Consider the following 23,673-nt stretch of genomic DNA (forward strand, 5'->3'; position numbering starts at 1 on the left):
ATGACCGACAACAGCATCAACAAAGCCTTCGAAGCCGAATGCCGGGAACAGATCGCCCAGCAAGGTGATGACCAGAAACTCACCGGCCTGGCCCGTGACTTCTTCAACGAATCGGCCAAGCACAAATACAGCTACCACTTCTCGTGGATGGGCCGTCCGATCATCCAGCTGCCGCAAGACATGATGGCGATGCAAGAGATCATCTGGCAGGTCAAACCGGATCTGGTCATCGAGTGCGGCATTGCCCACGGCGGTTCGATCATCTACTACGCCTCGTTGCTGGAGCTGCAAGGCCACGGCGAAGTGCTGGGCATCGACCTGGACATCCGTGCGCACAACCGCGAAGCCATCGAAAGCCACCCGATGAGCAAGCGCATTTCGATGATCGAAGGTTCGAGCATCGACCCGGCCATCGCCGCCAAAGTGCGCGCTGCCGCCGAAGGCAAGAAAGTCATCCTGGTGCTGGATTCCAACCACACCCACGATCACGTGCTCGAAGAGCTGCATCTGTATGCGCCATTGGTTTCGGTGGACAGCTACTGCGTGGTGATGGACACCGTGGTTGAAGACATGCCGGCCGACTTCTTTCCGGATCGTCCATGGGGCCCGGGCGACAACCCGAAGACTGCGGTATGGAAGTACCTTGAAGAGAACAAGGACTTCGAAATTGACCAGCAACTGCAAAACAAGCTGCTGATCACCGTAGCGCCGGACGGCTATCTGCGTCGCGTTCGTTAATCAAAAGTGGTTTCAGGTTCTTGGCGATTGGCCGGTTGTGGGGATAGAAAGATGCAGGTTCAAAACAGTGCTCAAAACAACGTTGCACCGCTGAACGAGCGGTTTACGGTGGTGGTGATTTCCCACAACCGGAACGCGTTCCTGCGGCGTACCTTGCAGTACTACAGCAGCTATCCCTGCACGGTTCTGGTTCTGGATTCGTCCGCTGAGGGTGACGAGAACATGGCCCGGGACTTCCCGTCGGTCGACTATCGCCACTTGCCGCAATACACCTACAAGGGACTGCAGGAAAAACTCACCTACGGTGTCAATCAGGTCACCACGCCCTACATGGTGTTTGCCGCCGATGACGACTTCCTGCTGCACCGCGCACTGACCGAGTCGGTGGAGTTTCTCGAAGCCAATCCCGACTACGGCTTGTGCCATGGCTACGGGATCATGTACCTGACCCGTGCCACGGAAGTGAACTACTTCCGTCGCGACCGCAAGGTTCATGAGGATTACAACTCGGAGCAGGCCGAAGACCGTGTGGTGCGGTTCATGGATAATTTCCTGCCGCCGTTCTATGCGGTCACCCGTACCGACTTGCTGCAACAGTGGTACAGCCTTCTGCCAGCGGGCACCAGTTTCGAATGGCAGGAAATCGGCCACACCTTCTACTTGTTGGCCTGCGCGAAGGCGCGGATCCTGCCGATTCCGTTCGCCGTGCGGGAAATGAACTATGGCGCTTCGGACCACAACACCAACGTGTTGACGGTGCTGACTTTCAAAGACGCCAAAAGCGTTGCCGAACGCGAGCAGTTTGCCCAATTCCTGGCCTCGATCCCGACGCCACTCAGCGACAACAAGGATCCGGCCCGGGTCAAACAAATTGCCCTGGACAGTTTTGCTGCCATGGCCGATTGCCTGGTCGAAGGCCGCTCGCTCAAAGGCACCATGATTATTCGCTCGGCCTGGCGCGAGGCGGGGGAAGAGCCGATTCGTTCATTCGGCCCCGAGCAGTTCGTCGAAATACCGTTCTACAACAAACCGGTGTTCGATCTGCTGACCGAGTTCGAATTTCTGCTGCACGCCATGCCTGCCGGTCGCCTGCAACTTCAGGAGCTGGAAGGCATCCTGCTCAAGCAGCATGAGTTGATGCGCGTTCACCCCAACGACACCGACCGCACCGTGCGTAGCCGGTTGTGGGAGGCCTTGAGCCTGAACGTGTTCAATCGCGCGGTGGTCAAGCGCCTGGCGGAGTCATTGAAAGACAGTGACGAGCAGGAAGAAGGCCTCAAGCTGCAAGCCTGGGCCGAGCGACTGAACGCTTTACCGGGTCAGCAAGAACGCCGACTGCTTGAGAACATGCCGTCCGGCCGCTTGCTGAGCTGGCTCGAAGCGCGCAACCCGGATGCCGCGCAGCTCAAGGCTATCGCTGCACAGTTGGCCACGCATAATGGCGGTCCACAGTTCGGCATTCTGTTGCTGGATCTGGATGCCGACATGGTCAAGTTGCAGGCGACCTTCGACAGCTTGGTCGGTGGTCACTGCAAAGCATTCAACGTGGTGGTGTTCACTACCGGTGATTTACCGGCGACCACGTCCGTGCGCGACACCGTGCACTTCGTCAAAGTCACCGCGACCAATTATGTGGAGCGCATCAACCAGATCGTCGCTCAGTCCACCGCCGATTGGCTGTTGCTGGCCGAGGCCGGTGATCAGTTCACTGCCAGCGGTTTGCTGCGCGCCAGCCTGGAGCTGGCCGGTGCCGAGGGTGTCCGTGCAGTGGCGATGGACGAGCTTCAGCGTCAGGCCAACGGTGCTCTGGCGGATGTGTTCCGCCCCGGGGTCAATCTCGACCTGCTGCAAAGCGTGCCGTCGCTGATGGCGCGCCACTGGTTGATCCAGCGTGATGTGTTGGCTCAGGCACGCGGTTTCTCGGCCGAGTACAGTCAGGCGCTGGAATTCGATCTGTTGCTGCGTCTGATCGAGGATGGCGGGCTGGCGGGCCTGGCGCATCTGGCCGAGCCGCTGCTGATTTGCAATGCCCCGGTAGAGGAAGTCAGCGTTCAGGAGCGTCAGGTGCTGACCCGTTCTCTGACTGCGCGTGGGTATCGCGCTCAGGTCAGCTCGACGCTGCCGCTGACTTACCAGATCGACTATCAACACGCTGAGCGGCCGCTGGTATCGATTATCCTCCAGAGCCAGGACAACCTTGAGTCGCTGCAACGAGCGCTGGTCAGCGTGCTGCAGCGCACCCGTTATCAACGTCACGAAGTGCTGATTGCCGACAATCACAGCCAATCCGAAGAACTGGCGACCTGGCTGAGCAGCCTTGAAGGCAAGGGCGATCGACTTCGCGTAGTGCGCAGCGGTCAGCGCCTGAGTGCCTCGGCACTGAACAATGTTGCCTGTGCCGAGGCCAAGGGGAACTACCTGGTGCTGCTGTCGGCAGAATCCGAAGTGGTCAATGCCAATTGGCTCGACGCCATGCTCAACCAGGCCCAGCGTCCGGAAGTCGGCATCGTTGGCGCCAAACTGATGGACATTCGTGGCGTCACCACCCAGGCCGGTCTGGTCCTGGGTTTGAATGGCGAGATCGGCTCGGTCTTTGTCGATGAACGTAAGGACGCCAAGGGCTACATGAACGGCCATCAGGTCGAGCAGAACTATTCGGCAATATCCGGTGCCTGTCTGATGGTTCGCAAGGACGTGTTCGAAGCGGTGGGCGGTCTGGACGAGGAACATTTCGACGAAGCTTTTGGCGATATCGACCTGTGCCTGAAAGTCGCCGATGCCGGTTATCTGACTGTCTGGACGCCACAAGCACAATTACTGCACCCGGGCCTGCTGCCCGATGCGCCTCAAGCACGCGCCGCTCTGCGCGACAAGTGGCAGGGCCGCTTCGAACACGACTCGGCCTACAACCAGAACCTGGCCTTGACCGGCAAGGGCTTTACTCTCGGCGAACCGACCAGCGTGAACTGGGCGCAGTTGCTCGCATAAGCCTGGCTGACAGGTAAAAGGACTCAAGGCATGTTCAACGGTAAATCGATTTTCATCTCTGGCGGCACCGGCTCGTTCGGGCGCAACTTCATTCGCCGCTTGCTGGAGCAATACCAGCCCAAGCGGGTGGTGGTGTTCTCCCGCGATGAGCTCAAGCAGTACGAGATGCAGCAGACGTTCAACGCGCCGTGCATGCGTTACTTTATCGGCGATGTGCGCGATGCCGAGCGTTTGCGTCAGGCCATGCGCGGTATCGATTACGTGGTGCATGCCGCGGCCCTGAAGCAAGTGCCGGCGGCGGAATACAACCCCACTGAATGCATTCGTACCAACGTCAACGGTGCGGAAAACATCATCGCCGCTGCCATCGACAACGGCGTGAAAAAGGTCGTCGCGCTGTCTACCGACAAGGCCGCCAGCCCGATCAACCTGTACGGCGCGACCAAGCTGCTGTCGGACAAACTGTTCGTGGCCGCCAACAACATCGCCGGCGAACAGCAGACTCGTTTTGCCGTGGTGCGCTACGGCAACGTGGCTGGCTCGCGGGGTTCGGTGGTGCCGTTCTTCAGCAAACTGATTGCCGAGGGCGCCAAATCACTGCCGATCACCGACGAGCGCATGACGCGTTTCTGGATCACCCTCGATCACGGTGTGAAGTTTGTGCTCGACAGCTTCGCCCGCATGCACGGCGGTGAAGTGTTTGTGCCGAAGATCCCGTCGATTCGCATCGTCGATCTGGCGCAGGGCATGGCTGGACATTTGCCGCACAAAAACGTCGGCATCCGTCCGGGGGAAAAGCTCCATGAACTGATGGTGCCGCTGGACGACGCGCGCATGACCCTGGAGTTCGATGATCACTACACCATTCAGCCGTCGATTCGCTTCACCAGCGTCGACGTGGATTTTGCCGTCGACAAACTGGGCGAGCAGGGCCGGCCGGTGAGCGAAGATTTCGAGTACCGCTCCGACACCAACCCGCACTTCCTGTCGGTCGGCCAGATCGCTGATCTGCACGCGGAGTTGTCGGCATGATTCCCTACGGTCGGCAAAGCCTGGATCAGGAAGATATTGACGCGGTGGTTGCCGTGTTGCAGTCCGACTGGCTGACGCAGGGGCCGACCATCGAGCGTTTCGAACAGGCCATGGCCGAGCGTTGCCAGGCTGATTTCGCTGTGGCGGTGTGCAATGCCACGGCGGCGTTGCACATTGCCTGTCTCGCCGCCGGCCTCGGGCCGGACGATCGGTTATGGACTACGCCGAACACCTTTTTGGCCTCGGCCAATTGCGGTCGCTACTGCGGCGCCGAGGTTGATTTTGTCGACATCGACCCGCTGACCTGGAACCTCGACGCCTATGCCTTGGCGGCGAAGCTTGAGATCGCCGAGCGCGACGGCATGCTGCCGAAAGTGCTGGTGGCGGTGGCGTTCTCCGGGCAGAGCTGCGATATGCGCATGATCGCTGAATTGGCCGAGCGCTATGGTTTCACCGTGATCGAGGATGCTTCCCACGCGGTCGGGGCGTCTTATGCCGGGCGTCCGGTAGGGTGCGGCGATTTCGCGGCGATGACGGTGTTCAGTTTCCACCCGGTGAAGATCATCACCAGCGCCGAAGGCGGCATGGTGCTGACCAACCGCCCGGAACTGGCCGAGCGCTTGCAGCGCCTGCGCAGCCACGGCATGACCCGCGACCCTGCGCAGATGACCGAACCCAGCCACGGCCCCTGGTACTACCAGCAAGTGGAACTGGGCTTTAATTACCGCATCACCGACCTGCAAGCGGCCCTCGGTCTGTCGCAGCTGAACAAGCTCGATGGTTTCATCGAACGTCGGCGTGAACTGGCGGCGCGTTATGAGCGGTTGCTGGCGTACTTGCCGCTGACCTTGCCCAGCGCGCAGCCCGAGGCCGAATCGGCGTGGCATCTGTACGTGGTGCGCTTGCAGACGGAGCGGATCAACCTCAGTCATCGACAGGTGTTCGAAGGTTTGCGAGCAGCCGGGGTCGGGGTGAATCTGCACTATATTCCGCTGCACTTGCAGCCGTACTATCGCGACCTGGGTTTTGCCGAGGGTGATTTCCCCCAGGCCGAACGTTATTACGCCGAGGCCATCAGCCTGCCGCTGTTTCCTCTGCTGAGCGATGAACAACAGGACTATGTGGTCGAGCAACTGCGACGACTGATTCTTGAGGCATAGCAACTTGAGGAGTACTGACTCTTGAGCAGTGTTGCGATCATTCCGGCCCGCGGTGGCAGCAAGCGAATCCCGCGCAAGAACCTCAAGCCGTTCGATGGCGTGCCGATGATCGTCCGTTCGATTCGCACGGCGCTGGAGTCGAACCTGTTCGACCAGGTGATCGTCAGCACCGACGATGAAGAAATCGCCGAGGTCGCACGGGCCAATGGGGCTCAAGTGCCGTTCATGCGACCCGCGACGCTGGCCGATGATTTCACCGGGACTGCAGCGGTGATCGTACATGCCTTGCAGCAATTGCCGCCGTTCGACTATGCGTGCTGCGTCTACGCGACGGCGCCCCTGTTGCAGGCGCGTTATCTGCGTCAAGGGCATGAGTTGCTGGTGCAGAATCCGGACAAGTCTTTCGCGTTTTCAGTCGCCGGTTTTGGCTTCCCGGTACAACGGGCCTTGACCCTCGACGAGCAGGGCGCCTTGACCTCGCTCTACCCGGAGTTTCGCGAGACCCGTTCCCAGGACTTGCCCGAAGCTTTTCAGGACGCCGGCCAGTTCTATTGGGGGCGCAGCGAGGCCTGGTTGCGTGGCGATGTGCTGTTCTCGCCGGCAAGCCTGCCGGTGATTCTGCCGCGACATCTGGTGCAGGACATCGACACCCTCGAAGACTGGAAACGCGCCGAATACCTCTACATCGCCTTGAAGGCGGGAGGTGAGCTGCAATGAGAGTACTGATCCGCGCCGACGCGTCGCCGACCATTGGCAGTGGCCACGTCGCCCGTTGCCTGACCCTGGCCAGGGTATTGCGCAAGCAGGGCGCGCACGTTGCCTTCGCCTGTCGTCTGTTGCCCGGGCATCGACTGGATAGCCTGCGGGCCGAAGGCTTCGAGACCTTCGCGCTGCCGGAGCGCTATCGCGATGAAGACCCACAGCAGGCCATCGAGTCGATGCTGCCCTGGCAGGCTGACATTGCAGCGCTGGGGCAAGTATTGGAAAGTCATCCGGCTTTCGACTGGATCATCGCCGACCACTACGGTCTCGATCACCATTGGCAGACTGCCGCCCGCCGCTGGGCTCCACGAATTGCGGCGGTAGACGATTTGGCCACTCGGCAATACAGCGTCGATCTGCTGCTCAATCAAAATCTGTCGGGCACGCCAGAGGCTTATGCCTCACTGCTGACGCCCGATTGCCAGACGTTACTCGGCCCACGGTTTGCCTTGCTGCGCGATGAGTTCTGTTGCCCGGCGATCGAGATCAAACCTCGAGCCAGGCGCGTGCTGGTGAACTTCGGCGGCTTCGACGCGGCCATGCAGACCCATCACGCGATGCTGGCATTGGCGGACTTCCATGAGCTGGAAGTCGATTTCGTGGCAGGTGCCGACAACCCGGCCTGGGAGCAGATGCAGAGTCTGGTGGACTATCGTCCGAACTGGCGCCTGCACCATTTTGTCAGCGATTTCTACCAGCTGATGACCGAGGCCGACCTGTTCATCGGTGCCGGTGGCGGTACCAGCTGGGAGCGGGCGGCCATGGGACTGCCGACGATCTGCATTGCGGTTTCGAATAATCAGCAGGCCAACGGCGAGGTGATGGCGACCTCGGGTGCTCATGTGTTCCTGGGCAATCGCGACCGGGTCAGCGTCGAGCAGTTGCATCAGACCATCGGTTTTGTCGTGGGCAATCAGGGGATTCGTCAGAGTCTGGCCGAACGCTCGCGGCAGTTGGTCGATGGCCGTGGGGCGCAGCGGGTGGCGGCAGCGCTGGCGGGGGCGGTGTTGCAGGTTCGTCAGGCCACTCAGGATGATGCGCAATTGTTGTTCGATGGGCGCAATGCCGAAGCGGTTCGGCGCGGGTCGCTGGACACGCACGTCATTGACTGGCAACGGCATCAGGCCTGGCTAGCCGCGAGCCTGAGCAATCCGCGGCGGTTGCTGTTGATCGCCGAAGCGGATGATGGCCCGGTCGGTGTGCTGCGTTATGACCTCGACGATGCTCGCGCCGAAGTCTCGATTTATCTGTTCGAAGGCCGATTTGGCCTGGGCTGGGGCAGGGCGCTGCTGGCGCGGGGCGAAGCCTTCGTCACCGCTCATTGGCCGCGACTGGAAGCCATCACCGCTCAGGTGCTGCCGGCCAATTCAGCGTCGCTGAAAGTTTTCCGCGAGGCAGGTTTCACTCAGAGTGCTTGTGCGTTCACACGCGTCTTAAAGGATCACCCATGACCAGTTTCAAGATCGGCAACCGCTTGATTGGTGCCGATGCGCCGCCGTTCATCATTGCCGAGATGAGCGGCAACCATAACCAGTCGCTGGACGTGGCGCTGCACATCGTCGAAGCCGCGGCCAAGGCCGGTGCGCACGCCTTGAAGCTGCAAACCTATACCGCCGAGACCATGACCCTGGATCTGTCTGAAGGCGAGTTCTTCATCAAGGACCCCAACAGCCTGTGGGCCGGTTCTTCGCTGTACGCGCTGTACGAGAAGGCCCACACGCCGTGGGAATGGCACGCGCCGATTTTCGCCCGTGCCAAAGAGCTGGGCATGCTGGCGTTCTCCACACCGTTCGATGACACCGCAGTGGACTTCCTCGAAAGCCTGGACGTGCCGGCCTACAAGATCGCCAGTTTCGAGAACACCGATTTGCCGTTGATCCGGCGGGTCGCTGCCACCGGCAAGCCGCTGATCATCTCCACTGGCATGGCCAGCATCGCCGAACTCGACGAAACCGTGCGCGCCGCCCGTGAGGCCGGTTGTAAGGACCTGGTGTTGCTCAAGTGCACCAGCACGTACCCGGCGACGCCCGCCAACAGCAATGTGCGCACCATCCCTCATCTGCGGGAGCTGTTTGGCTGTGAAGTCGGTTTGTCCGATCATTCGATGGGCGTTGGAGTGTCCGTCGCCGCGGTAGCGCTGGGGGCGACGGTGGTGGAAAAACACTTCACCCTCGACCGTGCCGCCGGTGGCGTGGACGCCAGTTTCTCGCTGGAACCGGCTGAACTCGCCAGCCTGGTGATCGAAACCGAACGCGCCTGGCAGGCCATGGGCCAGGTGCATTACGGCGTGACCGAGGCCGAGCGCAAATCTCTGGTATACCGACGTTCGCTATACGTCACTCAGGACATGGCCGCCGGTGAGCCTTTCACCGTTGCCAATCTGCGAGCCATCCGGCCTGGCCTGGGGCTGGCCCCCAAACACGCTGAAACCCTGCTGGGCCGCCGTGCGCGCCAGGCCATCAAGCGCGGAACACCGCTGGATTGGTCGTTGGTTGAATAACCGCTTGTGCGGCTGATTCGGCAAAATAGCGTGACCTGCGAGTCATAACGCGCATCTTCACTGTATTGTATAAAAAGGGGAGATGGCGCCTGGACTGTTTTTAGCCCAGTGATGGCCTTTTATTCTTCCCGCTGTCACCCCCTTGAGGGCGACGTTTATTCGTTGTTTGTCGGCGCCCCTCGATTCCTTGCGAGCGGTGGTATTGGGCTGTTTATTATTGGGAAGCCGTAATGATTGGCATAAAGAGCATTGCGAGCTACGTTCCTGTAGCCGGCGTGGACAATTACGCACAAGGTGCAAAATTCGAAAAGGATGAAGAATTCATCCTGGGCAAGATCGGTTCGGCCTTCCTGCCGCGCAAAGATGCGGGGCAAGAAACTTCGGACCTGTGTGTCGAAGCAGTCAACGCGCTGTTCGCCAACAATCCCGATTTGAAGCGTGAAGCCATCGACGTGTTGATCGTCGTCACCCAGAATGGTGACGAAGAAGGTCTGCCGCACACTGCTGCCATTGTTCAGGACAAACTGGGCCTGCCGACGACCGTGGCAGCGTTCGATATTTCCCTGGGCTGCTCGGGTTACGTCTACGGCATCTACGCCATCAAGGGCTTCATGGAAGCCGCGGGCCTGAAGAATGGCCTGCTGGTGACCGCTGATCCGTACTCGAAGATCGTCGATCCGGAAGACCGCAACACCACCATGCTCTTCGGCGATGCCGCCACCGCCACCTGGATGGGCGAAGACGCTCCATGGCAGCTGGGCAAGGCCAAGTTCGGCACTGACGGTTCCGGCGCGCCGCACCTGAAGGTTTCCGACGGGGTGTTCTTCATGAACGGCCGTCAGGTCTTCAACTTCGCGCTGCTCAAAGTGCCGGCGCATTTGCATGAGCTGCTCGCTGACTCGGGCCTGACGGCTGACGATATCGATGCCTTCTGTATTCACCAGGGCAGTGCGGCGATTGTCGACGCGGTGGCGCGACGCTTCGAGGGCGAGCCTGAGAAGTTCATCAAGGACATGGTCGAAACCGGTAATACCGTGTCGTCGAGCATTCCGTTGCTGCTGGAAAAACACGTGCTCGATTCCAAGTGGAAGCGTGTGGCGCTCAGCGGTTTCGGTGTTGGTTTGTCCTGGGGGTCGGCGATCATCTATCGTCCTTGAGCTTCTAAAAGCCAGGCACAAAAAAAGCGTTCAAGGTGTAACCTTGAACGCTATTTTTTTGCCCGAATGAAAAGCGAGGCTCCATGAGCGAGTTCTTTGAGCGCAACGTCGAGGTCATCCAGCGTCGCTGGCCGGCCGTGGCTGAGCGTTTGCTGACTGAAGATCCGGGCCCGTTGCAGGCCGATCTGGTGGAAGGCCTGGGCTCGACCCTGAGCATCAACGGCATTCAGTTGACCAGTCGCCATGACCGCAATCGCGAGGCCAGGCTTCAGGCCGACAGCCTGCCCATTGACAGTCCGGTGGTGCATGTCTACGGCACCGGGCTTGGCGATCTGCAGATAGAGCTTCTGCAGCGCGACGGGCTCGAGCGTTTATACGTACACATCCTCAACGGCGCGGTGTTTGCGCTGGTGCTGCAACTGCTCGATCAACAGCAGTGGCTCAGCGATCCGCGAGTTGAATTGTTATATGCCGGCGATCTGGCAGAAATTCAGCTGCCGTTCTTTGCCTTGCCGTCCGAGCTGGTGCTGGCCGATGACTTCAATGCCAAGATCCGCGATCGCCTGATCAGCGAAACCCACCTGGCGTTCAATAATCGCGAGTTCGACCCTCAGGCTCCGGACATCGTCGAACGCTTGCAGGCGAGTCTGGAACTGGTGCAGGGCGATCGAGATGTGGCCGAGTTATTCGGCTGGCGCAAAGGGCAGGAGGTGTTCGTCATTGCCACGGGCCCGAGCCTTGAGCAGCATTTCGAGACCTTGCTCGCGATTCGTAATCAGGCCGAACGGCCGTTGTTCATCTGTGTCGATACGGCTTACCGACCACTGATCGATCACGGGATCCGACCTGATGTGGTGGTCAGCATCGACCAGCGCATCTCGGCTCGGCATCTACCCTATGAAGGCACGACCGATATCATCCTGGCGTATATGCCCATGGTCGATCCCCTGGTGCTTGAAGCCTGGCAGGGACCGCGCTATGCCAGTTACTCCGCCAGCCCGATTTACCAGCAGATGCGTCGGCAACAGCCCAAAGGCGAACTGTATGTCGGCGGTAGCGTGATTCATCCCGCGGTAGACCTTGCGGTGAAGATGGGCGCAGCACAGATCACCTTGTTCGGTGCCGACTTTGCCTTTCCCAATGACAAGACCCATGCGGGCTGGAACGATGGCGATCTGGGACCGCAACTGGGCGCCGCCAAGCATTGGGTGCTCGATGGTAACGGTCAACGCATCAAGACCCAGCTCAATTTTCGCAGTTACCTGTGTGAGCTGGAGCGCTTTATCGCAGGGCATCCTCAGGTGCGCTTCTATAACAGCAGCCGGGCAGGCGCGATGATTGCCGGTACGGCTTTTCATCCGGAGTGGGTGTCATGAGCGGGCTTGAATCCTTTGTCGTCGACTCTGAGCAATGTGCAACATTGTTCCGTTTGGGACGTGATGTAGAAGCCGGGCTGGCGATGATCGAGCTGATCGTTGCGGTGCAACCGTCCTTTGATCTGACGCCGCAGGTGGTTCAGCAGCAGTGGGTGCTGTTGCTCGGCCAGATGCTCGAATGCCAGGAGGCGCAAAATTGGCTGGCGCTGGCGGACTATCTGGAATACGAACTGGTCCAGTTGCTGCGCGACAGTCTGTCCATTTAAACAATTTCCCTTCTGCCGGTGCAGGCGAGTCCTCGCCAGTCTGTCACCGGCATTTCCCTGACGTCATTTTTTCGCTGCTTGAACACAGCCAAGCCCTTGATTTGCGGAGGGTGGCAACGTGATGGCAAATATTTTTCAAAATCCCCTAAAGCAAGTTCCAATCCCGACGATAACTATTACGAAGGTTCTCTAGGCCATACCCGGCGGTTGCCAGGGCCGGAAGCCGCAGTACCCAACCAACGAGGAATTCGTCATGGCTTTAACAGTAAACACCAACGTCACATCGTTGAACGTTCAGAAAAACCTGAACCGCGCTTCCGACGCTCTGTCGACGTCGATGACTCGCCTGTCTTCCGGCCTGAAAATCAACAGCGCTAAAGACGACGCCGCCGGCCTGCAAATCGCTACCCGTATGACTTCGCAGATCCGCGGTCAGACCATGGCTATCAAAAACGCCAACGACGGTATCTCGATCGCTCAGACCGCTGAAGGCGCGATGCAAGAATCGACTAACATTCTGCAGCGTATGCGTGAACTGGCTGTTCAATCGCGAAACGACTCGAACGGTACTGCTGACCGTGCTGCTCTGAACAAAGAATTCGCTTCGATGTCGGACGAGCTGACTCGTATCGCCAAGTCGACCAACCTGAACGGCAAGAACCTGATCGACGGCACCGCTGGCACCATGACCTTCCAGGTTGGTTCCAACACCGGCGCTACCAACCAGATCACTCTGACCCTGGACAGCGGCTTCGACGCAGCTACCCTGTCGGTTGACTCGGCTACCGTTCAGATCACTGGTAACAACTCGGCAACCGCCGAAGCTTCGATGAACAACGCGCTGACCAAAATCGACGCCGCTCTGGCCAAGATCAACTCCAGCCGTGCTGACCTCGGTGCTGCGCAAAACCGTCTGTCCAGCACCATCTCCAACCTGCAGAACATCAACGAAAACGCCAGTGCTGCACTGGGTCGCGTACAAGATACCGACTTCGCTGCTGAAACTGCACAGCTGACCAAGCAACAAACTCTGCAACAAGCTTCGACCGCAGTTCTGGCTCAGGCCAACCAACTGCCATCCGCTGTACTGAAACTGCTTCAGTAATAGCTGATGTGTTTTGGCGGGGGAGTGCGCTTGTCGCGCTCTCTCGCTTTTTACTTTAAGAGGTGATGGACATGGATATGAGCGTCAAGCTGAACTTGTCTTATCCTGCGGCCAAGCAGGCGACGACTGTTGCCGACAAGCCGGCGGAGAAGCCTCGAGCGGTAGTTGCTCCAGTAGCTGTCGTCAAGGAAGAAGGTAAGGGCGAACAGACCGAGCAGGACAAACTGAAGATGGCTGTTCAGGAAATTGAAAAATTCGTTCAGTCGGTCAAGCGCAACCTGGAATTCTCGATCGACGAGCCTTCGGGCAAAGTGGTCGTCAAAGTCATTGCCAGCGAATCCGGTGAGGTGATCCGACAGATCCCCAACGAAGAAGTCCTGAAACTGGCCAATAGTTTGAATGATGCAAGCAGCCTGTTGTTCAGCGCTAAAGTCTGACAACTGGCACGAATTTTGTTGCTATGTTCTTTTGGGCGTTGTAGTGGTCAAAAGGCCGGCGACACACTGAAGGGAGTTTCACATGGCAAGTCCAATTCTACCGGGCACAGGTTTAGGTTCCGGCCTTGATACCGGTGCTATCGTTAAAGCCTTGGTGAACGCCGATAAAGCGGCCAAGCAAGGTCAGATCGATCGTGGAACCGCCACTAACTCGGCGAGTATTTCCGGGATTGGTACCTTGAAGTCGCTGTTGGCTACGTTCCAGAAAGCGCTTACCGATCTGGGTAGTACGACAACCCCTCAGTTCACGGGTTTTGCCGCGACGTCGTCCGATGTTAAAGTGCTGACCGCTACGTCCAGTAACGCGGCTGTCGCCGGTAACTACGTGGTCGACATCACCAGCCTGGCCACCTCCTCGAAAGTCGCCTCTGCTGCGTTTGCCGGTGGTACAACCAGTGCGATCCCTGCTGGCACGCTGACCATCACGCAAAATGGCAAAAGCTATCCGGTAACTGTGGGCGCAGGCGCCACGCTGCAATCGGTGCGTGATTCGATCAACAGCCAATACCAGTCCAGTGGCTTGAGCGCCAACATTGTGACCGACAGCTTCGGCTCGCGCCTGGTGCTGGGTTCCACGACGACTGGCGCGGGTTCCGACATTTCCGCCAGCGGTATTGCCGGTCTGGAAATCGATGGGACCGCCCCGATGGCCACCCCACCGACTGCCACTTCTTCGGGGGCTATTGGTGCTCCGGCCCAGGACGCGGTGTTTAGCGTCGACGGTCTGGCGATGACCAGCAAGTCCAACACCATCGACAAGACGATCTCCGGGTTGAGCCTGAGTTTGCTCACCACGGGCAAGTCGACCGTCACCGTGGCGTCCAACAATGATGGTCTGAAGGCGTCGATCCAGAAGTTCGTCGATGCGTACAACGCCGTCGCCAACGCTGTGACTTCGTTGACCAAGCCGTCCCTGGATGACGATGGCAAGCTGACCGTTTCCGCGGCGCTGACCGGTGATCCGCTGCCACGTTCAATTCTGGATTCCTTGCGGGGCCCGCTGTCCCAGACCGGTGCCGGCGACAAGCTGACCGTGCTTTCCCAGTTGGGTATCACCACTAACCAGAAGACCGGCGCGCTGGATTTCGACAGCACCAAGTTCAACACTGCAATGAACGACAAGAAGCTGGGCGGTGAGGTTCAGACACTGTTCACCGGTACCAACGGTCTGATTGAACGTATGAACAATGCGATCAAGCCTTACACCGAAGGTAAAACCGTCAATGGCAAAGCAGTCGACTCGATCCTGGATGCGCGCGCCAAGAGCCTCGATTCAACCAAGAAAAAGCTGAGCAATGACCAGGCAGCCCTGGATCGCCGAATCGAGACCCTGACCGCGGTACTGACCAAAAAGTACAACGACATGGACACCCTGGTCGGCAAGCTGAAAGCGACAGCCAGCAACATCACGTCGATGTTCGAAGCGATGACCGCGCAGCAGAAGAACTCCTAACACTCACAGTGCCAAAAGCCCGGCAGCGTTTTCACGCTCCGGGCTTTTTGTTTTTGAATCTAAAGTTTTTTGACGCGTCGTCGATACACTGGTTATACGGACCACAGATTTCTGATGAGGTACAACATGAATCCAATGTTAGCCCTTCGCCAATACCAGAAGATTGGCGCTCAGGCGCAAACTTCCGAAGCCAGCCCGCATCGTCTGGTGCAGATGCTGATGGAAGGCGGCCTGGATCGTATCGCCCAGGCCAAAGGCGCGATGGAGCGTAAGGATATTCCGAATAAAGGTGTTCTGATCGGTAAGGCCATCGGCATCATCGGTGGTCTGCGTGAAGGTCTGGATCTGGAAAATCAGGCCGACTCGGTGACTGAGCTGGATAACCTTTACACCTACATGATGAAACGTCTGGCTGAAGCCAATCTCAAGACCGATCCAAAAATTCTCGACGAAGTCGCCGACCTGCTTCGCACGGTCAAAGACGGTTGGGATGCCATTGCCGCGCCGGGTCCGCAGTTTTAAGGAGATCACTATGAGTCTTGTCTTGCAGCGAATCGAACAAACCCGTGATGCCCTCGTCGGTGCATTGGCCGAGCGCAACTGGGAAGCCATTGGTGAATTGGACCTGGCTTGCCGTTCCTGCATGGAAGACGTCTTGAGTGAAGCTTCGGTGGACGAGGCCGCGTTGCGCGATAACCTTGAGGAGTTGCTGGGGGTGTATAAACAGCTTCTGGAGGCGGCGACGGGGGAGCGCCAGGCGATAGTCGACGAGATGTCGCAGATCCACCAAGCGCAGAGCGCGGCAAAGGTTTACCATCTGTTTGGGTAGTTAACCCTCAGTTAATCCAAACATAGTGCGCCATAAATTTGACTGTGCACGGTTTTTTGACTTAACTAGTGGCTGGTTCCAGATTTCAGGCGTCTACAGGCATAACGTGTCTGCAAGCGTCTAGCTTGCCCCTCATTTTGGGCATTGAGTTGACTAGGGAAGTTGCTATTGCATGTGGCGTGAAACCAAAATTCTGCTGATTGATGACGATAGCGTCCGCCGCCGCGATTTGGCGGTGATTTTAAATTTTCTCGGCGAAGAAAATTTACCCTGTGGCAGCCATGACTGGCAGCAGGCTGTCGGCTCTTTGTCATCAAGTCGTGAAGTAATCTGTGTCCTCATCGGGACGGTAAATGCTCCTGGTGCACTTTTGGGCCTGTTAAAGACACTCTCAACCTGGGATGAGTTCCTTCCAGTTTTGTTAATGGGCGATAATTCTTCCATTGACTTGCCGGAAGACCAGCGTCGTCGAGTGCTTTCGACGCTCGAAATGCCACCCAGCTACAGCAAATTGCTCGACTCGTTGCACCGTGCACAGGTCTATCGCGAGATGTATGACCAGGCGCGTGAGCGCGGTCGTCACCGTGAACCCAATCTTTTCCGTAGCCTCGTCGGCACCAGCCGGGCGATTCAACACGTCCGTCAGATGATGCAGCAAGTGGCCGATACTGATGCCAGCGTGCTGATCCTCGGCGAGTCCGGGACCGGCAAGGAAGTGGTCGCGCGCAACCTGCACTACCACTCCAAGCGGCGTGACGCGCCGTTCGTGCCGGTCAACTGCGGTGCTATTCCGGCCGAGTTGCTCGAAAGCGAATTGTTCGGCCACGAGAAGGGCGCCTTCACCGGAGCGATCACCAGTCGCGCCGGGCGTTTCGAGCTGGCCAATGGCGGTACCTTGTTCCTCGACGAAATCGGCGACATGCCGTTGCCGATGCAGGTCAAGCTGTTGCGCGTCTTGCAGGAACGCACCTTCGAGCGCGTGGGCAGCAACAAGACCCAAAGCGTCGATGTGCGGATCATTGCGGCGACCCACAAGAATCTCGAAAGCATGATCGAGATCGGCACTTTCCGCGAAGACCTCTACTATCGCTTGAATGTGTTCCCGATCGAGATGGCGCCATTGCGCGAACGCGTCGAAGACATTCCGCTGCTGATGAACGAGTTGATCTCGCGCATGGAGCACGAGAAGCGCGGTTCGATCCGTTTCAATTCGGCGGCGATCATGTCGCTGTGTCGTCACGGCTGGCCGGGCAACGTTCGCGAGCTCGCCAACCTGGTGGAGCGCATGGCGATCATGCACCCGTACGGGGTGATCGGCGTGGTCGAGTTGCCGAAGAAATTCCGCTACGTCGATGACGAAGACGAGCAACTGGTCGACAGCCTGCGCAGCGATCTTGAAGAGCGGGTGGCCATTAACGGTCATACCCCGGACTTCACCGCCAATGCCTTGCTGCCACCGGAAGGCCTGGACTTGAAGGATTACCTCGGTGGTCTGGAACAAGGGCTGATCCAGCAAGCGCTGGATGATGCCAATGGCATCGTGGCGCGGGCGGCAGAACGGCTGCGGATTCGTCGTACCACGCTGGTGGAGAAGATGCGCAAGTACGGCATGAGTCGTCGTGACGGTGATGAACAGGCGGATGATTGACGCCTGTTTTTCAACTCCTTCATTTATAGGTGGTTTTTTTTAGGCACGGGTATTGCTACATCCCTCGCAACGTTCCGTTTAACTGACGGTCAACCACGCGAGAGAGCCCGATGCCCCAAGCCGCCCAGATGTCTCCTGCCCTTGATGCTTCGGGGCAACCGTCGTCCGTAGAGCAGGCAAGCCGGCTTGGCCTTGAGCAGGCATTTGCGCTGTTCAGCCAGATGTCGAGCCAATTGACCGATTCCTACAGCATGCTCGAAGCCCGGGTCACCGAGCTCAAGGGCGAGCTGGCGGTGGTCAGCGCTCAGCGCATGCAGGAGCTGGCGGAAAAAGAACGTCTGGCTAATCGCCTGCAAAATCTCCTCGATCTGTTGCCCGGCGGTGTCATCGTCATCGACGCCCAGGGCATCGTGCGCGAAGCAAATCCCGCCGCGAGTGAACTGCTCGGGCTGCCCCTCGAAGGCGAGCTGTGGCGTCATGTGATTGCTCGATGCTTTGCACCGCGCGAGGACGACGGTCACGAAATATCCCTTAAGGACGGTCGACGTCTATCGATCGCCACGCGTTCGCTGGACGCCGAGCCCGGTCAGTTGGTGCTGCTCAACGACCTGACTGAAACCCGTCATCTGCAAGATCAACTGGCTCGCCACGAACGCCTGTCGTCTCTGGGGCGTATGGTCGCCTCGTTGGCTCATCAGATTCGCACGCCGTTGTCCGCTGCGTTGCTCTACGCCAGTCATTTGACTGAGCAGCAGTTGCCGGTCGAGACCCAGCAACGTTTTGCCGGGCGCCTGAAAGAGCGTCTGCATGAACTCGAACACCAGGTTCGCGACATGCTGGTGTTCGCCCGCGGCGAGCTGCCGCTGACCGATCGCGTGACCCCCAGGATGCTGATGCAGTCGCTGCAAGCGGCAGCGCTGACTCACGTTCAGGACTTGCCGATTCGCTGGCAGTGCGACAGTCATGCCGGTGAGTTGTTGTGTAATCGCGACACCTTGGTCGGGGCGATCCTCAACCTGATCGAGAATGCCATCCAGGCCAGCGCCGGCGATGTTCGTTTGAAGGTTCACCTGTATACCCGCGACAACAACCTGCGCTTGTGCATCAGCGACAGCGGCAGCGGTATCGACACGAAGGTACTGGCGCGTTTGGGTGAACCGTTTTTCACCACTAAAACCACCGGCACCGGCCTGGGCCTGACCGTGGTCAAGGCAGTCGCCCGTGCCCATCAGGGAGAATTGCAGTTGCGCTCGCGGCCGGGTCGCGGCACCTGCGCGCAGGTGATCTTGCCGCTTTTTTCTGGTGAACAACCCAGCGCTCAGGGAGCGAAGTGAAGGACATGGCCATCAAGGTTTTACTGGTCGAGGATGACCGCGCGCTACGGGAAGCATTGGCCGATACGCTGCTGCTTGCCGGGCACGATTATACGGCGGTCGGCTCGGCGGAAGAGGCGTTGGCTGCGGTCGGCGCCGAGGCATTTAACCTGGTGCTCAGCGACGTCAACATGCCGGGCATGGATGGTCATCAACTGCTTGGATTGCTGCGGGCTCGTCAGCCGCAACTGCCTGTATTACTGATGACCGCTCACGGTGCGGTCGAACGCGCAGTCGACGCCATGCGTCAGGGCGCGGCGGATTATCTGGTCAAGCCATTCGAGCCCAAAGCCTTGCTCGATCTGGTGGCGCGGCACGCACTGGGCAATCTGGGCGTGACCGAGAGTGAAGGGCCAGTGGCATTCGAGCCCGCCAGTGCGCAATTGCTGGAACTGGCTGCGCGGGTGGCGCGCAGTGACTCCACGGTGTTGATCTCCGGTGAGTCCGGGACCGGTAAGGAAGTGCTGGCGCGTTACATCCATCAGCACTCTCATCGCGCCAGTCAGCCGTTCATTGCGATCAACTGCGCAGCGATCCCGGACAACATGCTCGAAGCCACCTTGTTCGGTCACGAAAAGGGTTCGTTCACAGGCGCCATTGCGGCGCAGGCCGGCAAGTTCGAGCAGGCCGATGGCGGCACGATTCTGCTCGATGAAATCTCCGAAATGCCCCTCGGCCTTCAAGCCAAATTACTGCGTGTATTGCAAGAGCGTGAAGTCGAGCGAGTCGGCGCACGCAAGCCGATCGTGCTGGATATTCGAGTGGTGGCTACCACCAACCGTGACCTTGCCGCCGAAGTGACGGCGGGGCGTTTTCGCGAAGATCTTTACTATCGCCTTTCGGTGTTCCCGCTGGCCTGGCGTCCGCTGCGCGAGCGCACCGCCGATATCCTGCCGCTGGCCGAGCGACTGTTGGCCAAGTACGTCAATAAAATGAAGCATGCCGCGGCGAAGCTCTCGCCCGAGGCGCAAGTTTGCCTGATCGCTTATCCGTGGCCGGGCAACGTCCGTGAGCTGGATAACGCGATCCAGCGAGCCTTGATTCTGCAGCAGGGCGGTTTGATCCAGCCGCAGGATTTTTGCCTGACCGGGCCTGTGGCGTGTGCGCCGTTGCCGCCATTGGCGTCGCCCCCCACACGTACGGTGGACGTCGAAGCTGAATCGGCGGGCGCCCTCGGCGATGACCTGCGGCGCCGTGAATTTCAGATGATCATCGACACTTTGCGTTCCGAGCGTGGCCGTCGCAAAGAAGCCGCCGAGCGACTGGGCATCAGCCCGCGCACCTTGCGCTACAAGCTGGCGCAAATGCGTGACGCCGGTATGGATGTGGAAGGCTACTTGTTCGCCACCTGAAAGTTGACGCAGCAACACCGATCCAAATGTGGGAGCGGCGGTGCGACGATTCGACTTGCTCGCGAAAGCTGTAAACCAGCCAGCATCTCTGTTGAATGGGAAACCGTATTCGCGAGCAAGCCCGCTTCCACATTTGTTTTGCGGTGGTTCAAGGTTGAGCAAGATCCGGAAGGCTTTTGTTTAAAGCGATCACCGAGCTGGCACCCTTGTTGCTAACACCTCACTACCCGCCGAGTGAGTGTCAAAAAATTGCGGGTAGCCAAAGACGTAGCTTCGTCAAAGAGAGAAACCATGAGCCAAGGTATTGAATTCAATCGGTTGATGCTGGATATGCGCTCCATGCAAATGGATGCCATGTCTGCGCCGAAATCGACTGCCGCAGTCCCTGAATTGGGTGGCAGCAGCTTTTCCGACATGCTCGGTCAGGCCGTCAATAAAGTGAACGACACCCAGCAGGCGTCAAATCAGTTGGCCAGTGCTTTCGAGATCGGTAAAAGCGGCGTCGATCTGACGGACGTGATGATTTCCTCGCAGAAGGCCAGCGTGTCTTTTCAAGCGTTGACCCAAGTGCGTAACAAGCTGGTTCAGGCATACCAAGACATCATGCAGATGCCGGTTTAAGGACGAGATTGAGTCATGGCAGAAGCAATCGCCGATAATGTTCCGGCCAAGGCCACTCCAATAGACGGCAAACCGCCGCTGTTCGGGTTGTCCTTCCTGGAAAACCTCTCCGAGATGACCATGTTGCGTCAGGTGGGCCTGTTGGTCGGCCTGGCCGCGAGCGTGGCGATTGGTTTTGCCGTGGTGTTGTGGTCCCAGCAGCCAGACTACCGGCCTCTGTACGGCAGCCTTGCCGGTATGGACGCCAAGCAGGTCATGGAAACCCTGGCCGCAGCCGACATCCCCTATACCGTTGAACCGAACTCCGGTGCCTTGCTGGTCAAGGCCGATGACCTGTCCCGTGCGCGGCTCAAGCTCGCGGGCGCTGGTGTCACTCCCAGCGACGGCAACATCGGTTTTGAGATCCTCGACAAGGAGCAGGGGCTGGGCACTAGCCAGTTCATGGAAGCGACCCGTTATCGTCGCGGCCTCGAAGGCGAACTGGCCCGGACCATTTCCAGCCTGAACAACGTCAAGGGTGCCCGCGTGCACCTGGCGATTCCGAAAAGTTCGGTGTTCGTGCGTGACGAGCGTAAGCCCAGCGCTTCGGTTCTGGTTGAACTCTATTCCGGTCGCTCGCTGGAGCCGGGCCAGGTCGTCGCTATCATCAATCTGGTTGCTACCAGCGTTCCTGAACTGAGCAAGTCGCAGATCACAGTGGTCGATCAGAAGGGCAACCTGCTGTCGGATCAGGCGGAAAACTCCGAACTGACCATGGCCGGCAAGCAATTCGATTACAGCCGTCGCATGGAAAGCATGCTGACCCAGCGTGTACACAACATCCTGCAACCGGTGTTGGGTAATGATCGCTATAAAGCCGAAGTGTCGGCCGATGTGGATTTCAGCGCCGTCGAGTCGACTTCCGAGCAATTCAACCCGGATCAGCCGGCGTTGCGCAGTGAGCAATCGGTCAACGAACAGCGCACCGCCAGCAATGGCCCGCAAGGTGTGCCGGGTGCCCTGAGCAACCAGCCGCCATCGCCAGCCTCGGCGCCGCAAACCACCGGTGGCGCCACCGCGTCGGCCGGGATGGTGCAACCAGGCCAGCCATTGCTCGATGCCAACGGTCAGCAAATCATGGACCCGGCCACCGGCCAGCCGATGCTGGCGCCGTACCCGGCGGACAAGCGTCAACAATCCACCAAGAACTTCGAACTCGACCGTTCCATCAGTCACACCAAACAGCAACAGGGCCGTTTGAATCGCCTGTCGGTGTCGGTGGTGGTGGATGATCAGCTCAAGGTCAACGCGGCCAACGGCGAAACGACTCGCGCGCCGTGGAGCGCCGATGAATTGGCGCGCTTCACGCGTCTGGTTCAGGACGCGGTCGGTTTCGACGCCAGCCGTGGCGACAGCGTCAGTGTGATCAACATGCCGTTCTCCGCCGAGCGCGGTGAAGTGATTGCCGAGATTCCATTCTATTCCCAGCCGTGGTTCTGGGACATCGTCAAGCAAGTGCTGGGTGTGTTGTTCATCCTGGTGCTGGTGTTCGGTGTGCTGCGTCCGGTGCTCAACAACATCACCGGTGGCGGCAAAGACAAGCAACTCGCAGGCCTGGGCAGCGACGTGGAGCTCGGAGGCATGGGCGGCCTGGACGGCGAACTGTCCAGCGACCGCGTCAGCCTTGGTGGCCCGACCAGCATCCTGCTGCCGAGCCCGAGCGAAGGCTATGACGCACAGTTGAACGCAATCAAGAGTCTGGTGGCAGAAGATCCGGGTCGCGTGGCCCAGGTCGTGAAAGAGTGGATTAACGCAGATGAGTGATAACCGAGTCGTTGCCGCCAAACTGACCAAGGTCGACAAAGCCGCGATTCTGCTGCTGTCCCTCGGTTCCACCGATGCTGCGCAAGTGCTGCGCCACATGGGGCCCAAAGAGGTCCAGCGTGTGGGCGTGGCGATGGCCCAGATGGGCAATGTGCACCGTGAGCAGGTCGAACAGGTGATGAGCGAGTTCGTCGACATCGTCGGCGACCAGACCAGCCTGGGTGTCGGCTCCGATGACTACGTGCGCAAAATGCTCACTCAGGCACTGGGCGAAGACAAGGCCAACGGCCTGATCGACCGGATCCTGCTGGGCGGCAACACCAGTGGCCTCGACAGCCTGAAGTGGATGGAGCCGCGCGCCGTCGCCGACGTGATCCGTTACGAGCACCCGCAGATCCAGGCCATCGTGGTCGCCTACCTCGACCCGGATCAGGCCGGTGAAGTGCTGGGCAACTTCGACCACAAGGTCCGGTTGGACATCATCCTGCGGGTGTCTTCGTTGAACACCGTGCAACCGGCAGCCCTGAAAGAACTCAACCAGATTCTCGAGAAGCAGTTCTCCGGCAACTCGAATGCCTCGCGCACCACCCTGGGTGGCATCAAGCGTGCGGCCGACATCATGAACTTCCTCGACAGCTCGATCGAAGGTCAGCTGATGGACTCGATCCGCGAAGTCGACGAAGACCTGTCCGGTCAGATCGAAGACCTCATGTTCGTGTTCAACAACCTGTCCGATGTCGACGACCGTGGCATTCAGGCGCTGTTGCGCGAAGTGTCCTCGGACGTCCTGGTGTTGGCCCTCAAGGGTTCGGACGAAGGCGTCAAGGAAAAGATCTTCAAGAACATGTCCAAACGGGCGGCCGAACTGTTGCGCGACGACCTCGAGGCCAAAGGCCCGGTGCGCGTCAGCGACGTGGAAACTGCGCAGAAAGAAATCCTCACCATTGCCCGCCGTATGGCCGAAGCCGGAGAAATCGTTCTCGGCGGGAAGGGCGGCGAAGAGATGATCTAAG

Annotated in this window: 21 protein-coding genes; all 21 read left to right on the forward strand. The window is 59.0% G+C overall.

Annotation, left to right across the window (positions count from 1 at the left end; translation table 11 throughout):
• The 21 genes from ACIPLA_RS24245 to fliG all read left to right on the forward strand — a co-directional run bounded on the left by ACIPLA_RS24245 (position 1) and on the right by fliG (position 23,672).
• A complete protein-coding gene (locus ACIPLA_RS24245) occupies positions 1–738 on the forward strand; it encodes a cephalosporin hydroxylase family protein (RefSeq protein ID WP_401176577.1) in 738 nt (245 codons plus the stop codon).
• Between the two features lie 51 nt (positions 739–789).
• Positions 790–3,726: a TIGR00180 family glycosyltransferase gene (locus tag ACIPLA_RS24250; RefSeq protein WP_401176580.1), complete on the forward strand. Its 2,937-nt coding sequence runs from the start codon at positions 790–792 to the stop codon at positions 3,724–3,726.
• Positions 3,727–3,756: 30 nt separating this feature from the next.
• The gene (pseB, locus tag ACIPLA_RS24255; protein WP_218394171.1) at positions 3,757–4,758 is read left to right on the forward strand and encodes a UDP-N-acetylglucosamine 4,6-dehydratase (inverting); all 1,002 of its coding nucleotides are present in this window, start codon (positions 3,757–3,759) and stop codon (positions 4,756–4,758) included.
• Entirely contained in the window at positions 4,755–5,918 is a 1,164-nt protein-coding gene (gene pseC, locus ACIPLA_RS24260) for a UDP-4-amino-4,6-dideoxy-N-acetyl-beta-L-altrosamine transaminase (RefSeq protein ID WP_401176585.1), read from the forward strand. The genes pseB and pseC overlap by 4 nt, the downstream gene beginning before the upstream one ends.
• Before the next feature lie 21 nt (positions 5,919–5,939).
• Positions 5,940–6,635, forward strand: a complete 696-nt coding sequence (gene pseF, locus ACIPLA_RS24265; RefSeq protein ID WP_401176588.1) for a pseudaminic acid cytidylyltransferase — start codon at positions 5,940–5,942, stop codon at positions 6,633–6,635.
• Positions 6,632–8,131 carry a UDP-2,4-diacetamido-2,4,6-trideoxy-beta-L-altropyranose hydrolase gene (pseG, locus tag ACIPLA_RS24270; RefSeq protein WP_401176591.1) on the forward strand — a complete coding sequence of 500 codons (1,500 nt, stop codon included), beginning with the start codon at positions 6,632–6,634 and terminating at the stop codon, positions 8,129–8,131. Before pseF ends, pseG begins: the two co-directional genes overlap by 4 nt.
• A complete protein-coding gene (pseI, locus tag ACIPLA_RS24275) occupies positions 8,128–9,180 on the forward strand; it encodes a pseudaminic acid synthase (protein ID WP_401176594.1) in 1,053 nt (350 codons plus the stop codon). The genes pseG and pseI overlap by 4 nt, the downstream gene beginning before the upstream one ends.
• Before the next feature lie 230 nt (positions 9,181–9,410).
• Positions 9,411–10,337: a ketoacyl-ACP synthase III gene (locus ACIPLA_RS24280; RefSeq protein WP_008072591.1), complete on the forward strand. Its 927-nt coding sequence runs from the start codon at positions 9,411–9,413 to the stop codon at positions 10,335–10,337.
• A gap of 83 nt (positions 10,338–10,420) precedes the next feature.
• Positions 10,421–11,713 (forward strand): motility associated factor glycosyltransferase family protein, encoded by a 1,293-nt coding sequence (locus tag ACIPLA_RS24285; RefSeq protein WP_218394176.1) that lies wholly within the window; start codon positions 10,421–10,423, stop codon positions 11,711–11,713.
• Positions 11,710–11,979 carry a hypothetical protein gene (locus ACIPLA_RS24290; RefSeq protein ID WP_218394177.1) on the forward strand — a complete coding sequence of 90 codons (270 nt, stop codon included), beginning with the start codon at positions 11,710–11,712 and terminating at the stop codon, positions 11,977–11,979. The genes ACIPLA_RS24285 and ACIPLA_RS24290 overlap by 4 nt, the downstream gene beginning before the upstream one ends.
• Before the next feature lie 253 nt (positions 11,980–12,232).
• A complete protein-coding gene (locus tag ACIPLA_RS24295) occupies positions 12,233–13,084 on the forward strand; it encodes a flagellin domain-containing protein (RefSeq protein WP_008072599.1) in 852 nt (283 codons plus the stop codon).
• 71 nt (positions 13,085–13,155) lie between these two features.
• The gene (locus tag ACIPLA_RS24300) at positions 13,156–13,521 is read left to right on the forward strand and encodes a flagellar protein FlaG (protein WP_218394178.1); all 366 of its coding nucleotides are present in this window, start codon (positions 13,156–13,158) and stop codon (positions 13,519–13,521) included.
• Between the two features lie 82 nt (positions 13,522–13,603).
• Positions 13,604–15,034, forward strand: coding sequence for a flagellar filament capping protein FliD (gene fliD / locus ACIPLA_RS24305; protein WP_218394179.1), 1,431 nt, complete (start codon positions 13,604–13,606; stop codon positions 15,032–15,034).
• 126 nt (positions 15,035–15,160) lie between these two features.
• Positions 15,161–15,556, forward strand: coding sequence for a flagellar export chaperone FliS (gene fliS, locus ACIPLA_RS24310; protein WP_123496026.1), 396 nt, complete (start codon positions 15,161–15,163; stop codon positions 15,554–15,556).
• Between the two features lie 10 nt (positions 15,557–15,566).
• Complete coding sequence (locus tag ACIPLA_RS24315) at positions 15,567–15,863, forward strand: hypothetical protein (RefSeq protein WP_008006639.1); 297 nt, start codon at positions 15,567–15,569, stop codon at positions 15,861–15,863.
• Between the two features lie 172 nt (positions 15,864–16,035).
• Positions 16,036–17,511, forward strand: a complete 1,476-nt coding sequence (locus ACIPLA_RS24320) for a sigma-54 dependent transcriptional regulator (RefSeq protein WP_007894189.1) — start codon at positions 16,036–16,038, stop codon at positions 17,509–17,511.
• Positions 17,512–17,639: 128 nt separating this feature from the next.
• The gene (locus ACIPLA_RS24325; RefSeq protein WP_218395134.1) at positions 17,640–18,845 is read left to right on the forward strand and encodes a PAS domain-containing sensor histidine kinase; all 1,206 of its coding nucleotides are present in this window, start codon (positions 17,640–17,642) and stop codon (positions 18,843–18,845) included.
• A 5-nt stretch (positions 18,846–18,850) separates the two neighbouring features.
• Positions 18,851–20,236, forward strand: a complete 1,386-nt coding sequence (gene fleR / locus ACIPLA_RS24330; protein ID WP_401176602.1) for a sigma-54-dependent response regulator transcription factor FleR — start codon at positions 18,851–18,853, stop codon at positions 20,234–20,236.
• A gap of 291 nt (positions 20,237–20,527) precedes the next feature.
• Entirely contained in the window at positions 20,528–20,857 is a 330-nt protein-coding gene (fliE, locus tag ACIPLA_RS24335; protein ID WP_008072611.1) for a flagellar hook-basal body complex protein FliE, read from the forward strand.
• Between the two features lie 15 nt (positions 20,858–20,872).
• Positions 20,873–22,660 (forward strand): flagellar basal-body MS-ring/collar protein FliF, encoded by a 1,788-nt coding sequence (gene fliF, locus ACIPLA_RS24340; protein WP_401176606.1) that lies wholly within the window; start codon positions 20,873–20,875, stop codon positions 22,658–22,660.
• Positions 22,653–23,672, forward strand: coding sequence for a flagellar motor switch protein FliG (fliG, locus tag ACIPLA_RS24345; RefSeq protein ID WP_109628582.1), 1,020 nt, complete (start codon positions 22,653–22,655; stop codon positions 23,670–23,672). The genes fliF and fliG overlap by 8 nt, the downstream gene beginning before the upstream one ends.
• Position 23,673: the final 1 nt, after the last annotated feature.

This window comes from Pseudomonas sp. NPDC086112, assembly GCF_044746425.1.
Taxonomy (GTDB): domain Bacteria; phylum Pseudomonadota; class Gammaproteobacteria; order Pseudomonadales; family Pseudomonadaceae; genus Aquipseudomonas.